The organism is Arthrobacter sp. Z1-15, assembly GCF_054792395.1.
Window position 1 is genome coordinate 2,396,946 of the sequence record NZ_CP096454.1, and the last position, 21,484, is coordinate 2,418,429.

Annotated in this window: 19 protein-coding genes; 7 read left to right on the forward strand and 12 right to left on the reverse strand. The window is 66.5% G+C overall.

Annotated features, from left to right (window positions below):
• The first annotated feature begins 50 nt into the window (after positions 1–50).
• The 3 genes from M1D40_RS10950 (at position 51) to M1D40_RS10960 (ending at position 3,116) form a co-directional block, all read left to right on the forward strand.
• Positions 51–866: a peptidylprolyl isomerase gene (locus M1D40_RS10950; RefSeq protein WP_341394954.1), complete on the forward strand. Its 816-nt coding sequence runs from the start codon at positions 51–53 to the stop codon at positions 864–866.
• A 52-nt stretch (positions 867–918) separates the two neighbouring features.
• Complete coding sequence (locus tag M1D40_RS10955) at positions 919–2,355, forward strand: DUF349 domain-containing protein (RefSeq protein ID WP_341394953.1); 1,437 nt, start codon at positions 919–921, stop codon at positions 2,353–2,355.
• Between the two features lie 365 nt (positions 2,356–2,720).
• Positions 2,721–3,116, forward strand: a complete 396-nt coding sequence (locus tag M1D40_RS10960) for a hypothetical protein (protein WP_461168844.1) — start codon at positions 2,721–2,723, stop codon at positions 3,114–3,116.
• Here the strand turns inward: M1D40_RS10960 and M1D40_RS10965 are convergent.
• From M1D40_RS10965 to pdxT, 9 genes are all read right to left on the reverse strand, one after another.
• On the reverse strand, positions 3,101–5,272 hold the full coding sequence (locus M1D40_RS10965) for a RelA/SpoT family protein (RefSeq protein WP_341395095.1): 2,172 nt from the start codon (positions 5,270–5,272) through the stop codon (positions 3,101–3,103). The two genes, M1D40_RS10960 and M1D40_RS10965, sit on opposite strands and share 16 nt — an antisense overlap.
• Positions 5,273–5,783: 511 nt before the next feature.
• The gene (gene secF, locus M1D40_RS10970) at positions 5,784–6,836 is read right to left on the reverse strand and encodes a protein translocase subunit SecF (RefSeq protein ID WP_461168845.1); all 1,053 of its coding nucleotides are present in this window, start codon (positions 6,834–6,836) and stop codon (positions 5,784–5,786) included.
• A gap of 2 nt (positions 6,837–6,838) precedes the next feature.
• On the reverse strand, positions 6,839–8,554 hold the full coding sequence (gene secD, locus M1D40_RS10975; RefSeq protein WP_341394951.1) for a protein translocase subunit SecD: 1,716 nt from the start codon (positions 8,552–8,554) through the stop codon (positions 6,839–6,841).
• A 91-nt stretch (positions 8,555–8,645) separates the two neighbouring features.
• Positions 8,646–9,146 (reverse strand): preprotein translocase subunit YajC, encoded by a 501-nt coding sequence (yajC, locus tag M1D40_RS10980; RefSeq protein WP_461171051.1) that lies wholly within the window; start codon positions 9,144–9,146, stop codon positions 8,646–8,648.
• Between the two features lie 321 nt (positions 9,147–9,467).
• A complete protein-coding gene (ruvB, locus tag M1D40_RS10985; RefSeq protein WP_461171052.1) occupies positions 9,468–10,550 on the reverse strand; it encodes a Holliday junction branch migration DNA helicase RuvB in 1,083 nt (360 codons plus the stop codon).
• A gap of 10 nt (positions 10,551–10,560) precedes the next feature.
• Positions 10,561–11,190: a Holliday junction branch migration protein RuvA gene (gene ruvA / locus M1D40_RS10990; RefSeq protein WP_461168846.1), complete on the reverse strand. Its 630-nt coding sequence runs from the start codon at positions 11,188–11,190 to the stop codon at positions 10,561–10,563.
• Positions 11,191–11,311: 121 nt separating this feature from the next.
• Positions 11,312–11,917, reverse strand: coding sequence for a crossover junction endodeoxyribonuclease RuvC (gene ruvC / locus M1D40_RS10995; protein ID WP_341394949.1), 606 nt, complete (start codon positions 11,915–11,917; stop codon positions 11,312–11,314).
• Between the two features lie 3 nt (positions 11,918–11,920).
• On the reverse strand, positions 11,921–12,676 hold the full coding sequence (locus M1D40_RS11000; RefSeq protein WP_461168847.1) for a YebC/PmpR family DNA-binding transcriptional regulator: 756 nt from the start codon (positions 12,674–12,676) through the stop codon (positions 11,921–11,923).
• A gap of 3 nt (positions 12,677–12,679) precedes the next feature.
• Positions 12,680–13,390 (reverse strand): pyridoxal 5'-phosphate synthase glutaminase subunit PdxT, encoded by a 711-nt coding sequence (gene pdxT, locus M1D40_RS11005; RefSeq protein WP_461168848.1) that lies wholly within the window; start codon positions 13,388–13,390, stop codon positions 12,680–12,682.
• Between the two features lie 81 nt (positions 13,391–13,471).
• On the opposite strand from pdxT, the gene M1D40_RS11010 reads away from it, so the two are divergent.
• Both M1D40_RS11010 and M1D40_RS11015 read left to right on the forward strand, forming a co-directional pair.
• On the forward strand, positions 13,472–14,743 hold the full coding sequence (locus tag M1D40_RS11010; protein WP_461168849.1) for a MurT ligase domain-containing protein: 1,272 nt from the start codon (positions 13,472–13,474) through the stop codon (positions 14,741–14,743).
• Entirely contained in the window at positions 14,740–15,504 is a 765-nt protein-coding gene (locus M1D40_RS11015) for a type 1 glutamine amidotransferase (protein WP_461168850.1), read from the forward strand. Before M1D40_RS11010 ends, M1D40_RS11015 begins: the two co-directional genes overlap by 4 nt.
• A gap of 6 nt (positions 15,505–15,510) precedes the next feature.
• Here M1D40_RS11015 and M1D40_RS11020 read toward each other — a convergent pair whose 3' ends face one another.
• The gene (locus tag M1D40_RS11020) at positions 15,511–16,767 is read right to left on the reverse strand and encodes a CapA family protein (RefSeq protein ID WP_461171053.1); all 1,257 of its coding nucleotides are present in this window, start codon (positions 16,765–16,767) and stop codon (positions 15,511–15,513) included.
• 102 nt (positions 16,768–16,869) lie between these two features.
• Here M1D40_RS11020 and M1D40_RS11025 point away from each other — a divergent pair, with 102 nt between their 5' ends.
• The gene (locus M1D40_RS11025; protein WP_461168851.1) at positions 16,870–18,891 is read left to right on the forward strand and encodes a M3 family metallopeptidase; all 2,022 of its coding nucleotides are present in this window, start codon (positions 16,870–16,872) and stop codon (positions 18,889–18,891) included.
• Positions 18,892–18,897: 6 nt separating this feature from the next.
• Positions 18,898–19,740 carry a GNAT family N-acetyltransferase gene (locus M1D40_RS11030; protein ID WP_461168852.1) on the forward strand — a complete coding sequence of 281 codons (843 nt, stop codon included), beginning with the start codon at positions 18,898–18,900 and terminating at the stop codon, positions 19,738–19,740.
• A gap of 50 nt (positions 19,741–19,790) precedes the next feature.
• Here M1D40_RS11030 and pdxS read toward each other — a convergent pair whose 3' ends face one another.
• Positions 19,791–20,630 (reverse strand): pyridoxal 5'-phosphate synthase lyase subunit PdxS, encoded by an 840-nt coding sequence (gene pdxS / locus M1D40_RS11035; RefSeq protein ID WP_342025311.1) that lies wholly within the window; start codon positions 20,628–20,630, stop codon positions 19,791–19,793.
• 250 nt (positions 20,631–20,880) lie between these two features.
• On the reverse strand, positions 20,881–21,483 hold the full coding sequence (pgsA, locus tag M1D40_RS11040) for a phosphatidylinositol phosphate synthase (RefSeq protein ID WP_341394940.1): 603 nt from the start codon (positions 21,481–21,483) through the stop codon (positions 20,881–20,883).
• Position 21,484: the final 1 nt, after the last annotated feature.

Consider the following 21,484-nt stretch of genomic DNA (forward strand, 5'->3'; position numbering starts at 1 on the left):
TGCGCCAGTCCGTATGATCCGACAGTCCGTACGTTCCGACAGGAGAATCCGTGGCCGCGACCCGCCAAGACCGCGAAACACGCCGGCGCATCGCCAGGATCAAAGCCCGGCGTGACCTGGCGCAGGCCCAGGCCAAACGCCGGGCACGGGACAACCTCTTCGCCGGTGCCGCAGCCGCCCTGGTTCTCGCCCTTGCCCTGGCACTCCAGGTTGCGTGGTTCTCCTCCAATCCGACCCCCGAGGAGACCCGGCTCATCGAACGGCAGGCGTCCGCCGCGGAGTCTTCCGCCGACCCCGCGGACCGGCCCGCTGCCGAGTCCGGAGTAACGCCGGGTCCGGTCCCGGACAAGTCGCTCGCCGAAGGACGCGTCTTTTCCGGAACGCTGGCCACCAGCGCCGGGGACCTCGGGGTTGAGCTCGACGGCAGCGCGGCCCCGCAGGCGGCGGCAGTGTTTAAGTCACTGGCCGATTCCGGGTTCTTTGCCGGGAAAACCTGCCACCGCCTGACCACGGCGGAGACCATGGGCATCCTGCAGTGCGGTTCGCAGAAGGGCGACGGCGCCGGAGACCCCGCCTACCAGTGGGGCCCGGTTGAAAACACGCCGTCCGACGGCGTCTATCCGGCCGGGACGGTGGCGGTGGCGCGGGCGGATACCACGGACAGCCACGGCACACAGTTCTTCCTTGTTTACAAGGACTCGATTCTTCCGCAGGATGCGGGCGGCTACACGATCATGGGTAAGCTAACCTCAGGGCTGGATGTTCTGGAAGCGGTCGCCGCGCAGGGAGCTGTGAAAGACGGTGCAGAAAGCCAGGACGGCCAGCCGAAAACCCCGGTGACGATAGACTCGTTTACCCTGAAGTAAATGGCAGCGCGGGCTCGCACACTGCCAAACCTCGAGTGAAAGACTTTTAGCGGTGACAGACAGTCAGAAATCCGACGAAACAGTTTCCAGGCCCGTCCCGGAGGCTCCCGACACGCAACGGCCCGCAGCGCCCAGCCCGGCGGCTTTCGCTGCCCGGCGTCCGGCACCTGCAGCCGGCAGCCCGGCACAGGCAGCACCCAAGCCCGTAGTTGCGGCTCCGCCGGTGCATTCGACATCGCTTGAGGAAGCTGCCCGCTTTGCCCGGGTCGAGGAGGACGGCCACGTTTTCCTCGTCGTCAACGGGGAGGAATTCCCGGTTGGCCAGTATCCGGACGCCAGCCGCGACGAGGCCCTGGCCTATTTCGTGCGCAAGTACGACGACGTCGCCAGCCAGCTTGCGCTGCTGGAAGCCCGGGTACAGGCCAAGGCGCCCACCACGGACATGCTCAAGACCCTGAAGCACCTCGGCGAGCAGGTGGCCGAGCGCAAGATGGTCGGGGATGTGCTGGCCCTCGATGCGCAGATCGAAGCACTGCGGACGAGCATCAAGGAAGCCGAGGCCGCAGAGCGCGCCGAAGCTGAAGCCGTCAAGGCCCGCGAGCTTGCCGCACGTGAAGCGATTGTGGCCGAGGCCGAGGAAATCGCTGCCAAGGATCCCGCCACCATTCAGTGGAAGACCAGCAGCAACCGGATGAACGAGCTGTTCGAGGCCTGGAAGGCGGCGCAGAAGAACGGGCCGCGCCTGGGCCGCAGCAACGAAGACAGCCTGTGGAAGCGGTTCCGTTCCGCCCGCACCGTCTTTGACCGCCACCGCCGCGCCTACTTCTCCCAGCTGGACAGCGAGAATACGGCGGCCAAGCGGGCCAAGGAAGCGCTCATCGTGCGTGCCGAAGAACTGGCCACGTCCACCGACTGGGGCAACACCGCTGCCGAGTACCGTCAGCTGATGGATGAGTGGAAGGCCTCCAAGCGTGCCAGCCGCAAGGATGATGACGCCCTGTGGGCGCGTTTCCGCGCCGCCCAGGACACGTTCTTTGCCGCCCGCCAGGCCGCCAACGAGGTCATCGACGAAGAGTTCGCCGCCAACCTGACGGTCAAGGAGGAACTGCTGAAGGAAGCGCAGGGCATCCTTCCCGTCCGTGACCTTGCCGCAGCCCGCAAGGCGCTGAACTCCATCCGTGACCGCTGGGAGGAAGCCGGCAAGGTTCCCCGTGCGGACATGGGTCGCATGGAAGCCGGTATCCGCAAGGTGGAGGAAGCCGTCAAGGCGGCCGAGGACGAGCACTGGCAGAAGAGCAACCCGGAAACCAAGGCACGCACCAACAGTGCCCTGAGCCAGCTCGAAGCGACCATCGCTTCCCTCGAGGAAGATCTGGCCGCGGCCGAGAAGGCCGGCAACGCCAAGAAGATCGCGGACGCCCGCGAAGCCCTCGAAGCGCGCCAGCAGTGGCTGGCCATGCTGCAGAAATCCGCTCAGGACTTCTCCTAGCACCGGCACAGCAGAGGCCCTGCCCGCCCCGTTTTCCACAACGGGCCGGCAGGGCCTTTTGTTTTGCCCGGGGCCGGGCCACGCTTGATCCATGGCGGCAACACTGTTCCCCTATCCCGGTGTGCTGCCGACAGTCACTTCGACCGGCGGCGCAATTTTTTCGGCGGGAGGGGATTTCTCCGGCGTCGAGCTGCAGGCCATGGCCGCCGACGGGCTGCTGAAAAGGGTGTACGCCGAAACGTATGTCCGGTGGGACATTGAACCCGATCCGGTCTGCCGGGCCCTGGCGGCGGGAAACTGCCTGACGGAGCGGCTGGTGGAGCGGACCATGCTGGGGCGGCTAACCGCCGCCTGGATCTACGGCTGTGCGCCGGCGCCGCGGCAGCTGCAGCTGTGCGCCGGCGCCGCGGCAGCTGCAGCTGCTGATCGACCACGGCCGCCGGACCACCGCGCTGCCGCCCTTCAGCACCGCTGTCCTGCACGAGGTGCAGCTGGACCCGGCGGAGGGCATGGAGATCGCCGGTGTTACCGTGACCACTCCCCTGCGGACAGCAACGGACATAGCCCGGCACTGCCCGGAGGGGCCCGCAGTCCGCGCGCTGCTGGCCATCGCGGCGGATCCGGTACTGCGCTGCCCGCTCGGGTTTGTCCGCAGCAAGCCGGAGTCGGCCAGCCGGCTGCCGGGAAAATCGACGGCCCTGCAGCGGATCGATGCCGCCCTGCTGCTCGCGGCAGCCGGTGCCGGTCAGACCCGGCGCTGAGATCCGGTGGTGCGGTACACGTCAAACACGCCGTCGATCTTCCGCACGGCGCTCAGGATGTGGTCCAGGTACTTGGGATCGCCCATCTCGAACACGAACTTGGACATGGCGACCCGGTCGCTGGAGGTGTTGACGCTGGCCGAAAGGATGTTCACATGGTTCTCCGAAAGCACCCGTGTGACGTCCGAAAGCAGGCTCTTGCGGTCCAGTGCCTCCACCTGGATTTCCACCAGGAAAACCGAGGACTGTGTCGGGGCCCAGTCAACCGGGACAATGCGGTCCGGCTGGTCCCGCAGTTCCGAGACGTTGCGGCAGTCGCTGCGGTGCACTGAGACGCCGGAGCCGCGGGTGACAAAGCCGATGATGGGATCCGGCGGGACCGGGGTGCAGCAGCGGGCCAGCTTGACCCAGACATCGCCCACCCCGCGCACCGTGACGCCCGAATCGGAGAACTTGGGCCGGCGGGCGGCCGTTGAAACCGGCGTTTCCGCCAGGTCCTCTTCAGCGCCCTGGTGTCCGCCCATGAGCGACACCAGGTGCTCGATCACGTTCTGCGCCGAGGTGTGCCCGTCGCCGACCGCTGCGTAAAGCGCCGAAATGTCCTGGTGGTGCAGCTCCTGGGCCACCGCCACAAGGGCGTCGTGGGTCATCAGGCGCTGGAGCGGCAGGTTCTGCTTCCGCATGCCGCGGGTCAGGAGATCCTTGCCCTTGTCGATGGCCTCTTCGCGGCGTTCCTTGGTGAACCACTGGCGGATCTTGTTCCGGGCGCGCGGGCTCTTGACGAAGCCCTGCCAGTCCTGGCTCGGCCCGGCGCCTTCCGCCTTGGAGGTGAAGATTTCAACCCAGTCACCGTGCTCGAGCTCGCTGTTCAGCGGCACCAGCTTTCCGTTGACGCGGGCGCCGATGGTGCGGTGGCCCACTTCGGTGTGGACGGCATAGGCAAAGTCCACCGGGGTCGACCCTGCCGGAAGCGCCATGACCTCACCCTTGGGAGTGAAGACGAAGACTTCGCGGGCATTGATCTCAAAGCGCAGCGAATCCAGGAACTCGTCCGGATCCGATGTTTCCTGCTGCCAGTCAACCAGCGACCGCAGCCAGCCCATGTCATTGTTTTCCGAGCCGGCCGGTGTCTTGGAGCCGTCCTTGTACTTCCAGTGAGCAGCCACGCCGTATTCTGCCCGGCGGTGCATGTCATGCGTGCGGATCTGGATTTCCACCGGCTTGCCGCCCGGGCCGATCACCGTGGTGTGCAGCGACTGGTACATGTTGAACTTCGGCATCGCGATGTAGTCCTTGAACCGCCCCGGAAGGGGGTTCCAGCGCGCATGAAGGGCGCCGAGCGTTGCGTAGCAGTCGCGGACCGAGTCCACCAGGACGCGCACGCCCATCAGGTCGTGGATGTCGTCGAAGTCTTTGCCCCGGACAATCATCTTCTGGTAGATGGAGTAGTAGTGCTTGGGGCGGCCGGTGATGGTGGCCTTGATCTTCACCGCGTGCAGGTCATCGGCGATCTGCGTCCGGACGGTGGAGAGATACTTCTCGCGTTCGGGAGTGCGGTCGCCAACCATGCGGACGATCTCGTCGTACACCTTCGGATGCAGCGCCGCAAAGGAGAGATCCTCCAGCTCCCACTTAATGGTGTTCATGCCGAGGCGGTGGGCGAGCGGGGCGAAAATCTCCAGGGTCTCGCGCGCCTTGCGGGCCGAGGACTCCTGCGAGACAAAACGCCAGGTGCGGGCGTTGTGCAGCCTGTCGGCGAGCTTGATGACCAGGACGCGGATGTCCTTGGCCATGGCCACAACCATTTTGCGCACTGTTTCGGACTGCGCCGCGTCGCCGAACGTCACCTTGTCCAGCTTGGTAACGCCGTCCACGAGCATTGCCACTTCGGGGCCGAATTCACGCCGCAGCTCATCGAGGGTGTAGCTGGTGTCTTCCACCGTGTCGTGCAGCAGCGCGGCGGCAAGGGTGGTTCCGGTCATGCCAAGCTCGGCAAGGATGGTGGCGACGGCCACCGGGTGCGTGATGTAGGGATCGCCGCTCTTGCGCTTCTGCCCGTCGTGGCTGCGTTCGGCTACCAGATAGGCACGCTGGATAAGGTCCAGGTCCTCTTTGGGATTGTTGACGCGGACAGTGCGAAGCAGCGGCTCGAGCATGGGCGAGTAGCCGGGGCTGCTGCGGCCGGCCAGCCGCGCCAGCCGCGCCCGCGTGGAGGTGCGTCGGCCAGCGGCCGGACGGGCACTCCGATCTCCGGCAGGGACGACGACGGGGGGTGCGGCAGCGTCCGGGGCCTTCTCCACGGCCTTTCCCGGTTGGGGCTGGCGCGCCGTTTTGGCGGTCCGGCCCGGCCGGGGCGCAGCGGGAACCGGAGCTCCGGGGGCTGCCGCGGCAGGTATTCCCGGGGCCCTTCCTGCGCCGGCCTTGTCGGCCGGTGTCGCGCTCTCGCCCACTGCTGCCCTCTCTGTGACGTGTTCGACCTTGTCCACCCTAAACGCTTCCGTTCACGCACGTGAACGGGCGCCCGGCGAACCGGTCTTCCGTTCAAGTCTATGCCCGTGCCGGTCGACGGTTAAACCACCGGTTCCGCAGCCCGGCCCGCGTCAGGGCGAACCCCGTGCAGGCCGGCCTGCGGAACCGATTGTTCCGGGCCCTGATGCCGGTTGCTAATCAGCTTCCGGCGGAAACCGCCGTTGCTCCCGAGGGAGTTCCGGCGCCGGCCGCGGCACCGGCTTCCTTGGCTTCCTGTGCCCGGCGTTCCTTCACGCGCTTGGCCTGCCGGACAATCTCCGGCTCGTTGCGGCGCAGCCAGGCGTACATCGGAGCCGCAATGAAGACGGTGGCCACGGTGCCGAGAATGATGCCGACGAACAGCGCGAGGGACAGGTCCTTCAGCGTGCCTGCTCCCAGCAGGAAGGCACCGATGAACAGCACGGAGGCAACCGGCAGAACCGCGACCACCGAGGTGTTGATGGACCGGACCAGGGTCTGGTTCACGGCCAGGTTCACCTGCTCCATGAACGTGCGCTTGGTGCTCTTGTCCAGGTTCTTGGTGTTTTCCCGCACCTTGTCGAAAACCACCACCGTGTCATACAGCGAGTAGCTGAGCACCGTGAGGAACCCGATAATGGCCGACGGCGTGACTTCGAATCCGCTGAGCGAATACAGGCCGGCGGTGGTCACCATGACCACAAGCAGCGCGGTGATCGCGGCAACGGACATTTTCCAGGTCCGGAAGTACAGTGCCATAAGCACAGCGGCCAGGGCCACGAAGACCACCAGGCCGATCAGTGCCTGCCGGCTGACGTCCTCGCCCCAGCGGGGGCCGATGAACGTGGAGGTAACCTGCTCCTCTTCGACTCCGTAGGCCTCGGCCAGGTTGTTCTTGACCTCCAGCGTCTGGTCATCGCTGAGCTGCTCGGTCTGCACGCGCATGGTGCCGGGGGCAATGTTGATGATGCGCGCTTCGCTGGCGATCTCCCCCACTGCCTCCTCGCCGGTGCTGACCTCAGTGTTGGCTGCGCCGGAAACGGTGAACTCGGAACCGCCGCGGAAATCGATGCCGAGGTTGAAGCCGCCCTTGACCACGGGGATCAGGATGGAGAGGAGGACGGCGACGGCGGCGATCAGGAACCAGAGTTTGGCCTTGGGCACAAACGGGTAGGAGCGCTTGCCGGTGTAAAGCTCGTTGCCGAACGTGGCAAATCTGGGCAGCTTGCTCATTCCTAGCCCTCCTTCTCTGTGCTGCGGCCGGAGCCGGCCAGTGATTCCTGCTTTTCGGCCTGGCGGCGTTCGGCAATGGTCATGCGTCGCTCTGCTTCCCTGGTGGCAGCCTTGTTCTTGGCCCGCACCGGTGCCTCACCGGGTTCGCGGATGCGTCCGGCGCCGCGGTACAGCGGCACCGCACCCAGCCGGGTCGTATCCAGGCCGGACCACTTGTGGCCCTCGCCGAAGAACTTTGTCCTCGCCAGCAGCACCATGGTGGGATGCGTGAACATGAACACCACAATGAGGTCGGCAAGCGCGGTCAGGCCCAGCGTGAAGGCGAAGCCGCGCACGTTGCCGACGGCAACGAAGTAGAGCACGACGGCGGCCAGCACGTTGACTGCCTTGGAGGCCAGGACGGTGCGCTTGGCGCGCTTCCAGCCGTTGTCCACGGCGGCAACCAAGCCGCGGCCGTCGCGCAGCTCATCGCGTATTCGTTCGAAGTAAACGATGAAGGAGTCGGCGGTCTGGCCGATGGCGACGATCAAACCGGCAACGCCGGCCAGGGAGAGCCGGTAGTTCTGCGACCAGCCCAGCAGGCAGATGGCCAGGTAGGTCAGTACGCCTGCGACCACCAGCGAGATGATGGTGACAAATCCGAGGGCGCGGTACTGGAACAGCGAGTAGACCGCCACCAGTGCCAGGCCGATCAGGCCGGCAATGACGCCCATCCGGAGCTGGTCGGTGCCCAGCGTTGCGGACACCTGCTGTTCGCTCTGGATGTCGAAGCTGATCGGCAGTGCCCCGTACTTCAGCTGCTCTGACAGGGCCTTTGCGGATTCCTGCGTGAACTGCCCGGTGATGCGGGGCTCGCCGTCGGTGATGACGCCCTGCACGGTGGGAGCGGAGATGACCTGTCCGTCCAGCACAATGGCGAACTGGTTGTGCGGGTCCCCCTGCTGGAAGGCGAAGAGACGCTCGGTGACGTCCCGGAAGACCTCGGTGCCTTCGCTGTTGAACTTGATGTTCACGCCCCATTCGTTGATGGAGGCGCCCTGTCCGCTCTGGGACAGGCCGAAGGTGGCGGTGTCGATATTGGTTCCGGGCACTTCGACCGGCCCGAGGATGTACTTGGCGCCGGCCGAGGGCTCGCAGGCAATCATCGGCTGGTCCGCCGGTGCGGATTCCACCGAGGCCTCAAGCGTGGCCGGGTCCAGGCAGTCGGTGCTCTCGAACTCGCGGTACAGCTCCGGGGTGATCCAGTTGTCGTCGGAGGCGTTGGCAGGCTCGGCGGCGGGGGCCGGAAGCTGCTCGTCGGGGACCGGCTGCTCCGCAGGGGACGCTGCACCCACGGTCAGGACCGGACGGAACTCCATCGCGGCCGAGGCCTGGATCAGTTCGCGGGTTTCCGCCGACGGAACGCCGGGAAGCGAAACCACGACGTTGCGCCCGGACTGGGTGGTGATCTCGGCTTCGGAGACTCCGCTGCCGTCCACGCGCTGGCGGATGATTTCCACGGCCTGGTCCAGCTGTTCCTGGGTGATCTCAGCGCCGCCCTGCACCTGCGGGGCGAGGATCATTTCTGTTCCGCCCTCGAGGTCCAGGGCAAGTTTGGGGGTCCAGCTGGCGTTGCTCCACATGGAGCCGCCGCCGAGCAAAAGGGCCAGAGCAGCAAAAATGACGCCCAACCAGAGGAGCGTCTTTCTTGCGGCCGAGCCGGGGCCGGTACGAGGCATAGAGGATAGTCCTTACAGGGGTGAGACACCGGGGGCGTAGTCGACCCCGGCCAGCCTGCGGAGAGTCTCCCTCCGCAGGCCCGTGGAGAGTCTAGTTCTCTTTCTTGTTTTCGCGGTTCAGGCGATCAAGTGTTTCCTCGGGAGTCTCCTCGGCGCGGGCCACTGACTCGTCGCGGCGCAGGTCATCGCCGGCGGGTGCGGTATCGGCGGCGCGTGCGGCGTCGTCACTGCGGTCGGCGGAGGTAATCGAGGAGGCGTCGTCCGGAACAACCGGGGCCTCTTCGTCAGCGGCGGGTTCCGTGGTAACGACCTTGGTCAGCGCCTGCAGGTGAACGGTGGCGGTGTTCCCGGGCGAAAGCTCCAGGACGGCCTTGTTTTCTTCGTTGTTGATCGACAGGATCGTTCCGAACAGACCGAACTGGGTCATGACTTCGGTTCCGGGAACCATCTGGGTCCGCTGCTCCTGGACCGTCTTCTGCGTCTTCTTCTGCTTGCGGAACATCATGAAGATGAACAGCGCCAGCAGGATCGGCAGGAGGAGGCTAGAGAACGAGAAGCCGCCGGGGGCCTGTTCCGAGGTGGTTTGGGCCATGACGTTTAAGAACACAGAGTGGTTCCGTTTCTGTTGGAAATTGATGTGCAGGTGTCTCCGGAACGGCAGGCGCCTGCTTCGGCGCCGCCGTGATCCGCTGGTGCAACAGTGATCCGTTGGTGCAACGGGCGCAGAAGCCCGCCCAACGAATGACCAGTCTAAAGGTAAAACGTTCGCCGCGGCGGAAAAGTTGCAGAAGATGCTGTACTTTTCCCGTACCTTCCCTGCTAATTCTCCCTCCCGCCGGCGGCGCCCTCAAGTCCGTCCGGACTAGGCTCCGTCGTTCTAGGCTCCGTCGTTCTAGGCTCCGTCGTTCTAAGCTCAGTCGCCGGAGGAGGTGTCCGCGGAGGACGTGTTGGTGCCGGGACCGGAAAACATGTTCTCCGGAAGGCCGGCGGCAACGTTGTCGGGCATCTGCAGGCCCAGATGCTCCCACGCGGCACGCGTGGCAACGCGTCCGCGCGGGGTCCGGCCCAGCAGGCCTTCGCGGACCAGGTACGGTTCGGCAACGGTTTCCACGGTTTCAGGCTCTTCGCCGACGGCGATGGCAAGGGTGGACAGGCCAACCGGCCCGCCGTTGAACTTGGTGACCAGGGCCCGCAGCACGGAACGGTCCAGCCGGTCCAGGCCGCGGGAATCAACCTCGTACATGTCCAGGGCGGCTGAAGCGGTGCGCGCGTCAATCTGGTCCACGCCGTGCACCAGCGCCCAGTCGCGGACCCGGCGCAGCAGCCGGTTGGCGATGCGGGGAGTTCCGCGGGAGCGTCCCGCGACTTCGGCAAACCCGGCGGAATTGACCTTCATGTCCATCAGCATTGCGGAGCGCCGCAGCACAAGTTCCAGTTCTCCGGTGGAATAGAACTCCAGATGCCCGGTGAAGCCGAAGCGGTCGCGCAGCGGACCAGGCAGCAGGCCGGCCCGCGTGGTGGCTCCCACCAGGGTGAAGGGCGGCAGGTCCAGCGGGATGGCCGTGGCGCCGGCCCCCTTGCCCACGATGATGTCCACCCGGAAGTCTTCCATGGCCATGTAGAGCATTTCCTCCGCGGGCCGGGACATGCGGTGGATTTCGTCGAGGAACAGCACCTCCCCCTCGGTGAGTGAAGAAAGGATCGCGGCCAGGTCGCCGGCATGCTGGATCGCCGGCCCGGATGAAATGCGCAGCGGTGCGTTCATTTCGGCAGCGATAATCATCGACAGGGTGGTCTTGCCCAGTCCGGGAGGGCCCGAAAGCAGCACGTGGTCGGCGCTGCGGCCCCGGAGCCGCGAGGCTTCCAGCACCAGCGACAACTGCTCACGCACCCGTTTCTGACCCACAAAGTCGTCGAGGTTCTTCGGCCGCAGGGCTGCCTCGATGGCTTTGTCATCGGGGTCCCCGGTGGGGGCAACCAGTCCGTCTCCGGGCAGTGCCGGCACCTCAGCCCACCTGCTGGCGGGGAGCCCGTGCCCGTGCACCGTCGGTGCCCAGGCGGCGGAGGGTCAGCTTCAGGATTTCGCCCACGTTGCCGGCGGCCGCCACATCGGGGGCTTCGGCAACGGCGGCGTCGATGGCCGCGGTGGCGTCCTTTTCCGTCCAGCCCAGGCCGGTCATCGCAGCCAGGACCTGGTCCTGCCAGCGTGCTGCGCCGGGGGCATCCGCAGTGCCCAGCGGCACCAGTTTGTCGGCCAGCTCCAGCACGATCCTGCGGGCTCCCTTGGGGCCGATTCCCGAGACCTTGCTGAAGGCCTTGTCATCACCGGAGGAGGCCGCCACCCGGATGGCTTCGGGGGTGTGGACGGCAAGGACGGCCAGGGCAATGCGGGGACCCACCCCGCTGACGCTCAGCAGCGTCTCGAAGACTTCCCGCTGGTCGGCGTCGGTGAAGCCGTACAGGGTCATCGAGTCCTCGCGGACAATCATGGCGGTCTGGATCACCGCTTCGCGGCCCGGGTGCAGGGAACCCAGCGTCTGCGGCGTGGCCTGCACCAGCATTCCCAGGCCGTTCACATCGATCACTGCCGAATGCAGGCCAACGTGCGTTACTGTCCCGCGCAGGGATGCGATCATGACGAAACTCCAGAGGCTGTGTAGAACATATCTACGAATACCCTACTGTGTGCTGCGGCGGTTGCCCGGTTCCGGCGCGCTGCCGCGGCCCAACCGGCGGTTCCGAAGGCCGGTCCCGGGGTCAGCGCCGGGCACGGGCCTCGGCCTCGGCCCACAGCCGCTGTGCAGGGGTCAGTCCGGCCGTCGGGGGCCTGCGCACCGCGCGGGCGCCGGAGGCGGAGCCCGCCGTCGTCTGCCCGGGGCCGGCAACTGAGCGCCGCCAGGCGTGGGTGATGGCCAGTGCCAGCGCGTCTGCGGCATCGGCGGGTTTGGGAGCCTCGTCCAGGCGCAGGATCTTGGTGACCATTTTTCCCACCGCGTCCTTATTGGCTCCGCCGGACCCGGTGACCGCGGCCTTGACCTCGGTGGGAGTGTGCAGCGCCACGGGAATGCCCCGCCGCGCGGCGGCGGCGATGACAACGCCGGAGGCCTGGGCAGTGCCCATCACCGTGCTGACATTGAGCTGGCTGAAGACGCGCTCCACGGCAAGGACATCCGGTTTATGCGTGTCCAGCCACAGGTCAATGGCGTTGGAGATGACAAGCAGCCTGCCGTCCAGGGCGGTTCCCGCCTCGGTGCCGACCACGCCCACAGCCACCAGGGTGGCGCGGCGGTTGCGTTCGACGTCCACCACTCCCAGACCGCACCGGGTCAGGCCCGGGTCGACACCCAGGACGCGCAGGCTCACTTATCAGTCGTCTTCGAGCTGGGCGAAGACCTCTGCGGGGATGTCGGCATTGGAGTAGACGTTCTGGACGTCGTCCAGGTCTTCCACCGCGTCCACAAGCTTCAGGAACTTCCGGGCGCTGTCCGCGTCCAGCTCCACGTGCATGGACGGCAGGAATTCGGCTTCGTCGCTCTCGTACTCGATGTCGGCATCCTCCAGCGCGGCGACAACGGCACGCAGGTCCGCCGCTTCCGAGATGATCTCGAAATTGTCTCCGGATTCCTTGACCTCGTCGGCGCCTGCGTCTAGCACGGCCATCAGGAGGTCGTCCTCGGTGAGGTCCTTCTTGGGCAGGGTGACGACGCCCTTGCGGGTGAACATGTAGGCCACCGAGCCGGGATCGCCCATGTTGCCGCCGTTGCGGGTGACCGCAAGGCGAACTTCCGAGGCGGCACGGTTCTTGTTGTCCGTCAGGCACTCGATCAGCAGGGCGGTGCCCTGCGGGCCGTAGCCTTCGTACATGATGGTCTGGTAATCGACGGCTTCGCCCAGGAGGCCGGCACCGCGCTTGACGGCGCGGTTGATGTTGTCGATGGGGACCGAGGTCTTTTTCGCCTTGGCGACGGCGAGTTCAAGGCCGGGGTTTCCGGCCATGTCTGCGCCTCCGGCGCGGGCCGCAACTTCGATGTTCTTGATCAGCTTGGCGAACGACTTTGCACGCTTGGCGTCAATGACTGCCTTCTTGTGCTTAGTGGTTGCCCATTTAGAGTGGCCCGACATGCTCTACGCTTCTCCTCTGATCATCTGGATAAAAAGTTCGTGAACGCGGCTCTCCCCCGTTACCTCCGGATGGAACGAGGTGGCCAGCAGATTTCCCGAACGCACTGCCACAATTCTAGCGACGAAATCGTCAGCAGACGCATGACCCCGCTCCGGCGGCGGAACCCGGGCCAGCACTTCCACTGAATCACCAACCTTTTCCACCCACGGCGCACGGATAAAGACGGCGTGGACCGGCGGGGACTGCCCGGCCGGGTCTGCGGACGGCAGGGTCGCAAGGCCGCGGAACTCCAGGAGGGTTTCGAAGGACTCCCGCTGGCGGCCGAAGGCATTGCGCCGGACCTCGATGTCCAGCCCGCCCAGCGTCTGCTGGGGCGCCCCCGAAAGGTCGCGGGCCGGATCAGAAAGATGGTCCGCCAGCAGGATCATTCCGGCGCAGGAGCCGTACACCGGCAACCCGGCCCGGATCCGCTCCTGCAGCGGGGCATAAACGCCAAAGGCCCGCATGAGCTTGTCCATGGTGGTGGATTCCCCGCCGGGCAGCACCAGCCCGTCCAGGCCGGCGAGCTCCCCGGGGCGGCGCACGGGAACAGCGGCCGCTCCCGCCGCTTCCAGGCTTGCCGCGTGTTCGCGGACACCGCCCTGCAGCGCCAGGACACCGACCCGCAGGGGACGCCCGGGCGGGCGGAAAGGAGACGCGCCGGCTTCAGTCATCAGGCCAGTCTACGATGCAGCATCCCTGCGGCCGCGCACCGGCAAGGGTCGCAGGGGCTCCTTACGATATATTCATAAACCATGAGTTCTTTCTCCGTCCTGACAGGCAAGCTGGTCCGCAGTGCCTCCAAACTGCGCGGCGGCGGCTCCGCACTGCCCGGCCTGGTGGTGGAGAAAATCGATCCCGATTTCATCCGCCGCACGCTGGCCGACCTTCCGCTGGGCGTCGCCGTGGTTTCGGGCACCAACGGGAAAACAACCACCACCAAAATGGTGGTGGAACTGCTCGAATCCCAGGGCCTGAAGGTGTTCACCAACCGCACCGGCAGCAATTTCACCCGCGGCGTCGCCGCGGCCCTGCTCGGCGAGGTGGACTGGCGCGGCCGCCTCGATGCCGACGTCGCGGTCCTGGAGCTGGACGAAGCGCATGCCGTGCACTTCGTGAAGCTGATCCAGCCGCGGTATTCGCTGTTGCTGAATGTGCTCCGTGACCAGCTGGACCGCTTCGGTGAGATCGACAAGACCACCCGGCTGCTCGAGGCCATTGCCAAGGCCACCACCGGCACCGTGGTCCTAAACCGCGAGGATCCGCGCGTCGCCTCGATTGCCGCTTCCCTGGACAAGCAGGAAGTGCGCTACTTCGGGTTGGACGCGTCCCTGCGCAGCACCTTCCCGAACGACGACGAGATGCGCGGTTCCAAGGCGGAGGCGCTGGCAGCGGTGCTGCCGGCCGACGTCGTGCTCGAACGCGTGGCCGAAACCGACGCCGACTTCCGCGTCGACGACACCGTGGTGACCACGGGGGTGAAGCTGCGCGGGGTCTACAACATTTTCAACGCTGCGGCCGCACTGGCCCTGGCCCGCGTCATCGCCGGGCCTTCGGCCAACAGCGACGCCCTGTTTACGGCGCTGTCCAACGTGGAGCCGGCGTTCGGGCGCGGCGAGTCCCTGGTGGTCAACGGGCAGCCGCTGGAGCTGGTGCTGGTGAAGAATCCCAGCGGCTTCCGGCTCGGGCTGAAGTCCTTTGCCGCCCACGGCTACTCGACCATGATCGCCATCAACGACAACTATGCCGACGGGCGCGACATGTCCTGGCTGTGGGACGTCGACTTCGAGACGCTGGCCGAAAACGGCGTGAACATGGTCACCGGCGCGCGCGCCTACGACATGGCGCTGCGGCTGAAGTACGACGACGTTCCGGTGGCGGACATCAACCCGGACATCACCGATGCGCTGAAGGCCTTCATCTCCGGCTCCGGCCAGCGTCCCATGCGCATTTTCTGCACCTACACGGCCATGCTGGCCGTGCGGCGCGAACTATCCAAGATCACGACAGTAGAGGTGGTCTCATGAGCGAGGACCGAATCGCAGCCGGCAACCGGAGCATCAACATCCTGCAGCTGTACCCGCGGGAAATGAACATTTACGGCGACTGGGGCAACGTCCTGGTTCTGAAACAGCGCCTGAAATGGAACGGCTACACCGCAAACGTCCTGGAATACAACGTGGGTGATGATTTCCCCGCCGACGTCGATCTCCTGGTGGGAGGCGGCGGACAGGACAGCGGGCAGGTGGTCATCCAGGAGGACCTCCAGTCGCTGGCCCCCACGCTGCGGGCTCTGGCTGAGGATGACGTTCCGATGCTGGCGATCTGCGGGCTGTACCAGCTGTTCGGCCGGTTCTTCAAGACACACACCGGCACGGTCATTCCGGGCATCGGGCTGCTGGACCTGGAAACGCACGGCGGAACGGAGCGGCTGATCGGCAACGTGCTCTCCGTCAGCGAGGAGTTCGGCGAGATCCACGGCTACGAGAACCATTCCGGCCAGACCTTCCTGGGCCCGGGCGTGAAGCCGCTGGCCGAGGTCCGCAAGGGCGAGGGCAACAACTCCAAGGACAATTACGAGGGCGCCCGCTACCGCAACGTGGTGGCCAGCTACCTGCACGGTTCATTGCTGCCCAAGAACCCGGCCATTGCCGATTTCCTGATTCAGCATGCCGTGACGCGCAAGTTCGGCAGCTTCGAGCCCGCTCCCCCCTCCCCCGGCGACCTGGACGAGCTGGCCCGGCTCTCCGAGCTGGCCCGGCAGCACGCCGGCCAGCGCCCCCGCTAGCCGCACTTAGTTCTCGGCGCTCACCAGCCACTCGCGGGCGCCGGCTTCGGCCGCGCCCATCGACTCGACCACCTCGATGGTGCGCGCCCGGACCGCGGCCTGCTGGGCCTCGGGGGCGCAGGCGCCCTGCGGCAGGTCAGCCGCGACGGAGCACCAGCGGTAAGGGTCCCGGACGATTACCGACGGCGCCCAGGCCAGGTCCGTGACGCTCCAGGCGCCGCCGTCGTCCTGGCCGAACTGGGCGCGCAGGATCAGTCCCTCGTTGTTTACGTCGTACCAGGGCGAGAGCTCAGTGACGGAGTTGCCCAGCCCGTACGCGATCCAGGTGCCGTTGTAGTTTTCGATCGGCAGCACGGAGTGGCTGTGGTGCCCGTAGATGAAGTCGAACTCGCCGCTGTCGGCCAGGGCGTGCGCCGTTTCCATCTGCTGGGCGTTGGGCACCGAGGCATATTCGTCGCCGGCATGGACGGCGCCCACCACAACGTCGGCGCCCGCGGCCCGCGCAGCCTGTGCCCGGGCTATCATGTCCGCCGGATCCAGCAGGTCCACCTGCCAGTCAAACTCGGCGGTCATTCCGTTCAGCCCGTAGGTTGCTTCGATCACCGACACCTTCGCCGCCGGGGTCTGCAGGATCATCGGTACCGCCGCTTCAGCTTCCGAGGCGTAGGAACCGGTGTGAGCCAGTCCGAGGGCGTCCAGCTCGGCCAGCGTGCGGTTCAGTCCCTCGGTCCCGGCATCCACCGTGTGGTTGCTGGCCGTGGTGCAGGCGTCGTATCCCGCGTCCCTGGCGGCAGAGAGGATCTGGGGCGGCACATTGAAGAGCGGATATCCGGTGTACGGCCCCTCCGCGGCCGCCACCGGCGTCTCCATGTGGCAGATGCCCGCGTCGGCGCGGTCCAGGTAAGCGCGCTTGCCTTCCAGGAGCGGCCCGAAGTCCATCGACACCCGCCCCGACACCGCGGCGTCGGCTTCGGCCTGGGTCCACAGCTGCGGATGCACCAGCAGGTCACCGGCCACCATCAGGGAAAAACACCGTACGGCGGCACACCCCGGGCCCAGTCCCGGAGTCGGCTCGGGAACCGGCTGCGCAGAAGCAGCCGACGACGGCCCGGACGTATTTTCCGGGACCGGAAGCTCAGCCGCGCGCGGTGACATGGACGCCGTGGGCTCCGCATCCGGGCCGGATTCCGGGGAGCAGCCCACCGCACCGGCTGCAAGCGCCAGTGCCAGGACCGCCGTGAATCCGAACCTGCGTGCACCCATGATTGTTACCGTCCGTCCTTTCGCCGCCCGGTGCAGCTGCGCCAAGCCTACGACGGCGTTTCTGTTGTTCGCCTCACTTTGCATGTGCGAGTCTTGACGCTTATGAGCAACCCTTTCCTGAGTACCAGTCCGCTGCCTTACCAGCTGCCGCCGTTTGAACAGATCAGCCCGGATGACTACCTGCCGGCCTTCAAGGCGGGTTTCGAGGAACACCTTGCCGAAATCGACGCCATTACCAGGGATCCGCAGGCCCCGGATTTCGGCAACACGATCGCCGCGATGGAGCTTGCCGGACAGACACTGGCGCGGACGGCCTACGCCTTTTTCACCCTGACCGCAGCGGATGCCACGGACCAGGTTCAGGCCATCCAGCAGGAAGTGGGCCCGCAGCTGGCTGCCCACGAGGACAGCATCCATTTGAACAAGGCCCTCTGGGCGCGGGTTGAAGCCGTTTCGGTGGAAGGGCTCGACGCCGAGTCCGCCCGGCTGGTGGACGAGTACCGCCGCAGTTTCATCCGCGCCGGAGCCCGGCTCGACGACGACGGCCAGGCGCGCATGCGCGAACTGAATTCCCGGTTGTCCGTCCTGGGGACCGACTACGCCCAGAAGCTGCTTCGGGACACCAACGCTTCGGCGCTGCTGCTGACCGATGCGGCCGACCTGGACGGCCTGTCCGCAGATGACATTGCCTCTGCCGCCGCAGCCGCCGCAGAGGCCGGTTCCGAGGGCAGCTACCTGCTCCCGCTGATCCTGCCGACCTCGCAGCCGGCTCTGGCCTCGCTGACCAGCAGGGAAACGCGCCGGCGCCTCCTTGAGGCTTCGCTGAACCGCGGCTTCCGCGCCAATGACGACAACACGCTCGCCATCGCCGCCGAAATGGCGGCGCTCCGGGCCGAGCGCGCTGCCCTGCTGGGGTTCGCCAGCCACGCGGAGTTCGCCACCGACAACCAGACCGCTCCGTCCCTGGATGCCATCCACGCCATGCTCGGAAAGCTGGCGCCGCCGGCGGTCCGCAACGCCAACGCCGAAGCTGAACTGCTGCGGGCCGCCGCCCGCCGGGACGGCATCGAAGAGCTGGCCGCCTGGGACTGGTCCTATTACTCGGAGCAGGTACGGCGCGAAAAGTTCAGCGTGGACCGCTCCGCGCTGCGCCCGTACTTCGAACTGGAGCGCGTCCTGGCGGACGGTGTCTTCTACGCCGCCAACCGGCTCTACGGCATTAGCTTCACGGAGCGTCCGGATCTGTCCGGTTACCATCCGGACGTACGCGTCTGGGAAGTGAAAAACGAGGACGGCTCGGCCCTGGGCCTGTTCCTGGGTGACTACTACACCCGCGACACCAAGGCCGGCGGCGCCTGGATGAATTCCCTCGTGCACCAGTCCGCCCTGCTGGGAACCCAGGCGGTGGTCATCAATAACCTGAACATTCCCAAGCCGCCGGCCGGTGAACCGACCCTGCTGTCCTTCGACGAGGTGGTGACCGCGTTCCATGAATTCGGCCACGCCCTGCACGGCTTGTTCTCCGATGTCACCTACCCGCAGTTCTCGGGCACCGCTGTGCCCCGGGACTTTGTCGAGTACCCCTCGCAGGTCAACGAGATGTGGATGCTGTGGCCGGAGGTGGTGGCCAACTTCGCCAGGCACCACGTCACCGGCGAGCCGCTGCCCGGGGAAATTATTGACCGGATCGAAGCTGCGTCAACCTGGGGCGAGGGGTTCGGCACCACCGAATACCTCGGCGCCGCCCTGCTGGACCTGGCCTGGCACGAACTCTCCCCCGGGGAGGCAGTCGCCGACCCGCAGCAGTTCGAGGCCGATGCCCTGGCCCGGGCGGGTGTGGCCCTGGACCTGGTGCCGCCGCGGTACCGGACCGGCTATTTCAAGCACATTTTTGCCGGCGGCTACGCAGCCGCGTACTACGCCTACATCTGGAGCGAGGTCCTGGACGCGGACACGGTCGAGTGGTTCAAGGACAACGGCGGACTCACCCGCGAAAACGGAGAGCGGTTCCGGCGCGAGCTGCTCTCCCGGGGCAACAGCATCGATCCGCTTGAGGCCTTCCGGAACTTCCGCGGCCGCGAAGCGGCGATCGAACCGCTGCTCCACCGCCGCGGGCTGGACTGATCCTTCATGGTCACTATTGCCGCATGCCAGGAGCTTCACCAGGACTGGCTGAAGAGCCTGGCCGGCGCCACCGGGGGCCGGACCTTCTCCACGCATGAATCGGAGTGGGTCTGGCTGCCGGCACGCCGGCAGCTGGTGCTGCTGTATCCGCAGCGGATCGCTCCGGCCGGGATCCGGCCGGGCCTGGCCGAGGGCATGCGGCTGGGCGCCCAGAGCGTGTCCGTGTGGCTGAACAACGCGGTGAGCTACGCTCCGCTGGAAGCGTTCGGTTTCCGGCGGGGCCCGCAGCCGATGTGGATGAGCGCCCCCGTTTCCGCACCAATGCAGTACAGCGCAGCACCTGCTGCCGTCGACCCCGAGCCTGCAGAAGTCTCAGGCCCCGACGCCGAGGAGCTGGCAGCCGGACGGGGCCATCCCCGCACCGGCTGGCATGTGACCACCCGCAGTGAAGGAACGCTAACCGGCCGGGCGTGGGTGTTTGTCCCCTCGCAGCAGGCACAGCAGGAACAGCGCCGGCTCAGGGAAGAAGCAGAACAGCGAAGGCAGCGGGACCGTACGGCCGCAGCCGCGGATCGCCCGGCAGCGGGACGGGCAGCTCCGGAGGAACCGCCCGCCCGCAGAAAGCCGGCGTCCGGTTCGCTCGGCGGCGTTTTCGGTTTGGCCGTGGGGCCCTCCAGCCGGCGCCGGGGTTACGGAACGGCACTGCTGAGCCGGGCCGCCGCCGTCGCAGCCGCCGCCGGTGCCGACCGGCTGGCCATCAACGCCGCTCCCCTGGGCGCCGAGCTGTGTACAGCACGGGGCTTTGAGCTGATTGGCCGCGGCCAGCAGCTCACGCTCGACCTGCGCTGATTCCCTGCCGATGCGGGGAATCAGCGCGGGTCGGAGCGCAGGTTCCGCTCTTACCAGCCGCGCTCGGACAACCGGTGCGGCTGCGGGAGTTCGTCCACGTTGATGCCCACCATGGCTTCGCCCAGTCCGCGTGATGCCTTGGCAACTTCATCGGCGTCGTCAAAGAAGGTCGTAGCCTTCACGATGGCCGCGGCACGCTGGGCGGGGTTTCCGGACTTGAAGATTCCCGATCCCACAAACACACCGTCGGCGCCAAGCTGCATCATCATGGCGGCGTCCGCCGGCGTGGCAATGCCGCCGGCGGTGAAGAGCACCACCGGCAGTTTCCCGGCAGCAGCAACCTCCTTCACGAGCTCGTACGGAGCCTGCAGTTCCTTGGCCGCGACGTAGAGCTCGTCCTCGGGCAGGGAGGACAGGCGGGCCACTTCGGAGCGGATGGCACGCATGTGCATGGTTGCGTTGGAGACATCGCCCGTGCCGGCTTCGCCCTTGGAACGGATCATGGCGGCACCTTCGTTGATGCGGCGCAGCGCTTCGCCCAGATTGGTGGCACCGCAGACAAACGGGACGGTGAACTTCCACTTGTCGATGTGGTTGGTGTAGTCGGCCGGGGTCAGCACCTCGGACTCATCGATGTAGTCGACGCCGAGTGACTGGAGGACCTGGGCTTCCACGAAGTGGCCGATCCGGGCCTTGGCCATGACCGGGATGGACACGGCGTCGATAATGCTGTCGATCATGTCGGGGTCGCTCATGCGGGATACCCCGCCCTGGGCGCGGATGTCTGCGGGGACCCGCTCAAGGGCCATGACCGCCACGGCTCCGGCGTCTTCGGCAATCCGGGCCTGCTCGGCGGTCACCACATCCATGATCACCCCGCCCTTAAGCATTTCGGCAATGCCTCGCTTGACCCGGCTGCTGCCGGTCACGGGAGAGGGGGAACCGGCGGATACACCGGACACGGAGGTGGGCTGGGAATCAGGGGTATTCATGAAAAAGCTCTCATCGTCGCGGGGGTTCAGGAACTGTACCGTCCCAGCGTAGACGGCTTGCCCCCGGAAAGCCGAAGGCCCGGCACCGGTTTACTTCCGGTGTCGGGCCTTATGACCATAATTTGCAGCGGCCGGGGCGCCGCTGCGCTCAGGTGGCCTGCCGGTGAACGGTGCGCATCCGCTGCGCAATGGTCACGCAGCTGGCCGCGGACAACGCCGCCAGCACCACGAGCAGCAGCACTTCGGGGACGCCCAGTCCCACCAGACCGGTGGCAACCAGCAGGGACACCAGCCGTTCGGCGCGTTCGGCGATTCCGACGTTGGCAGTGAACCCGAGGGATTCCGCCTTGGCGCGGATGTAGGAGACCAGCATCCCCAGGACCAGGCAGATGATGGCGGCGATGCCGATCGCGTCGTTGCCGCCGCCGGTGAAGAACCAGATGCTGACGCCGGCAAACAGGGCGCCGTCGGCAAAGCGGTCCAGGGTGGAGTCCAGGAAACCGCCCCATTTTCCGGTGCGTTCCTGCTGGCGTGCCATGATGCCGTCAATAACATCGGAGAAGATAAACGCCGTGATGAACAGGGTTCCCCAGAACAGCTCGCCCAGCGGGTAGAACACCAGCCCGCCGACCATCACGCCCAGGGTGCCAAGGATGGTCACGGCGTCGGGGGTGACGCCCCGTTTCAGCAGCCAGGCGGCCAGCGGCGTGAACAGGCCCGTGAAGAAGCCCCGCGCGTATTTATTCAGCACC

Coding starts and splice junctions, on each gene's coding strand:
- M1D40_RS10965 (WP_341395095.1), bottom strand. CDS start 5,272: ATGCTCGAGCCGCTGCTTCGCACTGTCCGCGTCAACAATCCCAAAGAG.
- secF (WP_461168845.1), bottom strand. CDS start 6,836: ATGAGCAAGCTGCCCAGATTTGCCACGTTCGGCAACGAGCTTTACACC.
- secD (WP_341394951.1), bottom strand. CDS start 8,554: ATGCCTCGTACCGGCCCCGGCTCGGCCGCAAGAAAGACGCTCCTCTGG.
- yajC (WP_461171051.1), bottom strand. CDS start 9,146: ATGGCCCAAACCACCTCGGAACAGGCCCCCGGCGGCTTCTCGTTCTCT.
- ruvA (WP_461168846.1), bottom strand. CDS start 11,190: ATGATCGCATCCCTGCGCGGGACAGTAACGCACGTTGGCCTGCATTCG.
- M1D40_RS11000 (WP_461168847.1), bottom strand. CDS start 12,676: ATGTCGGGCCACTCTAAATGGGCAACCACTAAGCACAAGAAGGCAGTC.
- pdxT (WP_461168848.1), bottom strand. CDS start 13,390: ATGACTGAAGCCGGCGCGTCTCCTTTCCGCCCGCCCGGGCGTCCCCTG.
- M1D40_RS11010 (WP_461168849.1), top strand. CDS start 13,472: ATGAGTTCTTTCTCCGTCCTGACAGGCAAGCTGGTCCGCAGTGCCTCC.
- M1D40_RS11015 (WP_461168850.1), top strand. CDS start 14,740: ATGAGCGAGGACCGAATCGCAGCCGGCAACCGGAGCATCAACATCCTG.
- M1D40_RS11020 (WP_461171053.1), bottom strand. CDS start 16,767: ATGGGTGCACGCAGGTTCGGATTCACGGCGGTCCTGGCACTGGCGCTT.
- M1D40_RS11025 (WP_461168851.1), top strand. CDS start 16,870: ATGAGCAACCCTTTCCTGAGTACCAGTCCGCTGCCTTACCAGCTGCCG.
- M1D40_RS11030 (WP_461168852.1), top strand. CDS start 18,898: ATGGTCACTATTGCCGCATGCCAGGAGCTTCACCAGGACTGGCTGAAG.
- pdxS (WP_342025311.1), bottom strand. CDS start 20,630: ATGCTTAAGGGCGGGGTGATCATGGATGTGGTGACCGCCGAGCAGGCC.